Genomic DNA, 5,443 nt, shown 5'->3' with positions numbered 1-5,443 from the left:
AGCGCTCGCGCGGCCCGCCCGGCCGTCGTCGCCCGGCCGCGGCCCGAGGTCCTGCCGCTGTCCTCGAACCAGCGCAGCCTGTGGTTCGTCGAGCAGCTCGACCAGGCCGGCGCGACCTACAACGTCCCCCGCGCGCTGCGGCTGACCGGCCCGCTCGACGTGGCCGCGCTGCGGCAGGCGTTCGCCGACGTCGTCGAGCGCCACGAGGCCCTGCGGACGGTGTTCCCGGACGTCGACGGCGTGCCGCGCCAGGAAATCCGCCCGCTGACCGAGCTGCCGTGGACCGAAGAACCGGTCGACGTCGCCGAGTTCGCCGCGCGCGAGTTCGACCTCGCCGCCGACTTCCCGATCCGCGCGGCTCTGCGGCGCGAGGGTGACGACCACATCCTCGTAGTCGTCACGCACCACATCGCGAGCGATGGCTGGTCGTTCGCCCCGTTGCTGCGCGACCTCTCGACCGCCTACGCCGCCCGTGTCGCGGGTGGACGTCCGAAGTGGACGCCGCTGCCGGTGCAGTACGCGGACTACGCGCTGTGGCAACAGGAATCGCCCGGCGACTCGCTGGAGCACTGGGCCGAGGCGCTCGCCGGGCTGCCCGACGAGATCAACCTGCCCTTCGACCACCCGCGCCCGCCGGTCGCCACGCACCGGGGCGCCACCCTGCCCGTGATCCTCGATGCGGACCTGCACGCGCGGCTGTTGGAGCTGGCCCGCGGTGAGCACGCGACGCTGTTCATGGTGCTGCAGGCCGGGTTCGCGGCCTTGCTGTCTCGCCTCGGCGCCGGGGACGACGTCGCGATCGGCACTCCGTCGGCGGGCCGGCCGGACGCCGCGCTCGACGACCTCGTCGGGTTCTTCGTCCACACCCTCGTGCTGCGGACCGACCTCGGCGGCGACCCGAGCTTCACCGAGCTGGTGCACCGGGTCCGCGAGCGCGCGCTGACCGCGTTCGACCACGCCGACGTCCCGTTCGAGCGGATCGTCGAGCGGCTCAACCCGGCCCGCTCGACCGCGCGGCACCCGCTGTTCCAGGTCATGCTGGCGCTGCAGAACAACGTGGCGGCCAACCTGGCGCTGCCCGGCGTGACCGCGGCGGACGTGCCGGTCGCCACGGCGACCGCGAAGTTCGACCTCACCCTGAACCTGGAGGAGAACACCGGCGCCGACGGGACCCCGGCCGGTATCGGCGGCTACCTGGAGTACGCGACAGACCTCCTGGAACCGGGCACCGCGGCCGACCTCGCGGACCGGTTCGTCCGCCTGCTGACCGCGGCCGTCGCGGACCCCGCGGCGCCGCTGTCCACAGTGGACCTGCTGGCCCCGGCGGAAGCGGCGGCGATCGACGCCGCCAACACGGCGACGGCGAGCCCGGTCCCGGACACCTCGGTGATCGAGCTGTTCGAAGCCCAGGCCGCGCGCACGCCGGACGCTCCCGCGCTGGAGTTCGGCGCCACGACGCTGACCTACGCCGAGCTGAACGCCCGCGCCAACCAGCTCGCCCGTCACCTGGCCGCACACGGCGCCGGGCCCGAGCGGTACGTCGCCCTGTCGCTGCCGCGCGACGAGCAGCTGATCATCGCCATGCTCGCGGTGCTCAAGACCGGCGCCGGCTACCTCGCGCTCGACCTCGACTACCCGGCCGACCGCATCGCGATGATGCTCGAGGACGCCGACCCGGCCTTGGTGCTGACTCCCGACGAACTCGTCTATGCCGGGGACACCGGAAACCTCGCGCACACGGCGTCGCCGGACAGCCCCGCCTATGTGATCTTCACGTCGGGCTCGACCGGCCGCCCCAAGGGCGTCGTCGTCCCGCGCCGCCCGCTGCTGAACTTCCTGCTGGACATGGTGGACCGGTTCGGCATCGCCGCCGGGGACCGGCTGCTGGCCGTAACCACGGTCGGCTTCGACATCGCCGGCCTGGAGATCTTCGCGCCGCTGCTGGCCGGGGCGACCGTCGTCCTCGCGAGCCGCGACGACGTCCGCGACTCCCGGGCGCTGGCCGCGCTCGCGGAGGACCGCGTCACGCTCCTGCAGGCGACGCCGAGCCTGTTCCACGCGCTGCTGGCCGAGCCCGTCGACCTCTCCGGCGTGCACGTCGTCGTCGGCGGCGAAGCCCTGCCCGACGACCTCGCGGTCGCACTGCGGGCCAGGGCCGCGTCGGTGACCAACATGTACGGCCCGACCGAGACGACGATCTGGTCGACCACCGCCCGCGTCGGCGATGGCGCACCGACCATCGGCACGCCGATCGCGAACACGCAGGTGTACGTGCTGGACCGGGCGTTGCGGCCGGTGCCGCCGGGCGTACCGGGCGAGCTGTACCTGGCCGGCGACGGCGTCGTGCGCGGCTACCTCGGCCGGGCCGATCTCACCGCCGACCGGTTCGTCGCCAACCCGTTCGCCGACGGCGAGCGGATGTACCGCACCGGCGACCTGGTCGCCCGCCGCCGCGACGGCGAGCTCCGCTTCCTCGGCCGCGTCGACCACCAGGTCAAGATCCGCGGCTTCCGGATCGAGCTGGGCGAGATCGAGGCCGTGCTGGCCGCGCACCCGGCGGTCGCGCTGCGCGCCGTCGTCGTCCGCGAGGACCGGCCCGGCGACAAGCGCCTGGTCGCCTACGTGGTGCCGAGCGAGCCGGTCGAGGCCGAGGACCTGCGCCGCTATCTGGCCGCCGCGCTGCCGGGGTACATGGTGCCGTCGGCGTTCGTGCTGCTCGACGAGCTGCCCCGGACGCCGAACGGCAAGCTCGACCGCAAGGCGCTGCCCGCGCCCGAGATCGAGTCCGGCGCGGGCCGCCTCCCGCGGACCGCGACCGAGCAGGCGCTGTGCGCACTCTTCGGCGAAGTTCTCGGCGTCCCCGAGGTGGGCATCGACGACGGCTTCTTCGACCTGGGCGGGCATTCGCTGCTCGCCACCCGGCTGACCGGGCGGATCCGCGCGGTGCTCGGCCTCGACGTCACCGTGCGGGCGCTGTTCGCGAACCCGACCGTGGCGGGGCTGTGCGAAACCCTCGGTGCGGCGGTCGATGCGCGTCCGGCCGTGACGCGGCGCGAGCGCCCGGACCGCCTGCCGCTGGCCCCTGGCCAGGAGCGGTTGTGGTTCCTGGCCCGGATGGACCGCGAGGACACCGCCTACCACATGCCGATCGCGCTGCGGCTGCGCGGCGACGTCGACACCGGCGCGCTGGCGGCGGCACTGTCCGATGTGGCCGGTCGGCACGAATCCCTGCGCACGTACTACGCGGAGGACGAGTCCGGCCAGTACCAGGTGGTCCTGGACTCGTTCGAGGTTCCGTTCGAGGTGGCGACCGGCTCGGTCGCCGAGGCCGCGCGGACGCCGTTCGACCTGGCCACCGCGCCGCCGGTGCGCTCGTGGCTGTTCGGTGAAGGGGACGAGCACGTCCTGCTCGTACTGACGCACCACATCGCCGGCGACGGCTGGTCGATCCCGGTCCTGCTGCGCGACCTCGCCGAGGCGTACGCCGCCCGGCTCGACGGCCACGGTCCGGAGTGGACGCCGCTGCCGGTGCAGTACGCGGACTACACGCTGTGGCAACGGGAACTCGGCACCGACCTCGCCTACTGGGCGGGCGCGCTCGCCGGGCTGCCGGAGGAGCTGGCGCTGCCGTACGACCGCGTCCGGCCCGCCACGGCCGACCACGCCGGCGGGTCCGCGCCCGTCGTGATCCCGGCCGAGCTGCACGCCCGGCTCCTGGCGCTGGCGGCCGGGCGGCGCGCGACGCTGTTCATGGTGCTGCAGGCGGCGCTCGCCACGCTGCTGGCGCGGTTCGGCGCCGGGGACGACATCCCGATCGGCACCCCGGTCGCCGGGCGCCCCGACCCGGTGCTCGACGACCTCGTCGGGTTCTTCGTGAACACCGTCGTGCTGCGCACCGACCTCAGCGGTGCCCCGGCGTTCACCGAGCTGCTGGACCGCGTCCGCGAAACCGACCTGAGCGCGTTCGAGCACGACGACGTCCCGTTCGAGCGGCTCGTCGAAGAGCTGAACCCGGCGCGCTCGGCGGCGCGGCACCCGCTGTTCCAGGTGATGCTGGTGCTGCAGCAGGACACCCCGGCCGTCGCACTGTCCGGAGTGGACACCGAGCCGCACGAGGTGGCCCGCGCGGTCGCCAAGTTCGACCTCACCGTCGCCTTGGAGGACCACGGCGACGGCATCACGGGTGCCTTCGAATACGCGACGGCATTGTTCGACGCGGCCACCGCCGAGCGGCTGGCGAGCGCCTTCGTGCGGCTGCTGGAGCAGATCGCCGACGCCCCCGCGACGTCCATCGCGGACTTCGAGGTGCTCACGGCCGCCGAGCGCGAACTCGTGATGGCCGCGGGGAACGCCGTGCGGGTGAGCGACGCGCCGGTGGACTGCCTGCACACGATCGTCGAACGGCAGGACCCCGCCGCCGTGGCGATCCTGTTCGAGGGCGAGTCGCTGACCTACGGCGAGCTGAACGCCCGCGCCAACCAGGTCGCCCACCACCTCCTCGACGACGGCGTCCGGCGCGGCGAGGTGGTCGGCGTCCTGATGGAGCGCGGCTTCGAGTTCGCGATCGCGGTGCTCGGCGTGCTCAAGTCCGGTGCCGCCTACACGCTGCTGGACCCGAGCTACCCGGCCGAGCGGCTCGCCGCGGTTACCGAGCAGGCCGGCGTCGAGCGGGTGCTGAAGTCCCTGCCGAGCCACGCCGAGAGCACGAACCCGGACGTCGAGCTGACCCCGGCCGATCTGGCCTGCGTCATGTTCACCTCCGGGTCGACCGGCGTCCCCAAGGGCGTCGCGACTTCGCACCGCGGGGTCGTCGCCACGATGGGCCAGGGCTACGCCACCTTCGACGCCGACCAGGTGTGGCTGCAGTGCGCGCCGGTGTCGTGGGACGGCTTCGCGCTCCAGCTGTTCGGCGCGCTGCTCTACGGCGGCCGCACGGTCCTGCAGCCGGGCCAGAACCCGGAGCCGGAGCGGATCGCGGCGCTCGTCGCCGAGCACGGCGTCACCGTGCTGCACGCCTCGGCCAGCCTGTTCAACTACCTGCTGGACCAGGAACCGCAGGTCTTCACCGTGCTGCGCCGCGCGATGACCGGCGGCGAGCCGGCGTCGGTCGAGCACGTCACGAAGGCGCTGTGCGAGTACCCGGACGTCAAGCTGATCAACGGCTACGGCCCGGCCGAAAGCATGGGCTACACGACGTTCCACCCGATCACCGAAGCCGACCTCACCGGCACGGCGGTCCCGATCGGGCGGCCGGTCGCGAGCAAGCGCGCGTACGTCCTCGACGCGCACCTGGCGCCGGCCGCGCCCGGGGTCACGGGTGAGCTGTACCTGGCGGGCCACGGCCTGGCCGACGGCTACCGCGGCCTGCCCGCGGCGACGGCCGAGCGGTTCGTGGCGTCGCCGTTCGTGCCGGGGGAGCGGATGTACCGCACCGGCGACCTCG

At 73.7% G+C, this 5,443-nt stretch carries 1 protein-coding gene; it reads left to right on the top strand.

Features of this window, described 5'->3' with window-relative positions:
• The coding region (locus tag G3I65_RS56145; RefSeq protein ID WP_160704807.1) for a non-ribosomal peptide synthetase at positions 1–5,443 on the top strand (5,443 nt) is incomplete at both ends.

It is taken from the genome of Amycolatopsis sp. SID8362, from assembly GCF_010550475.1.
Taxonomy (GTDB): domain Bacteria; phylum Actinomycetota; class Actinomycetes; order Mycobacteriales; family Pseudonocardiaceae; genus Amycolatopsis; species Amycolatopsis eburnea.
This window is presented reverse-complemented; position numbering and strand designations above follow the sequence as displayed.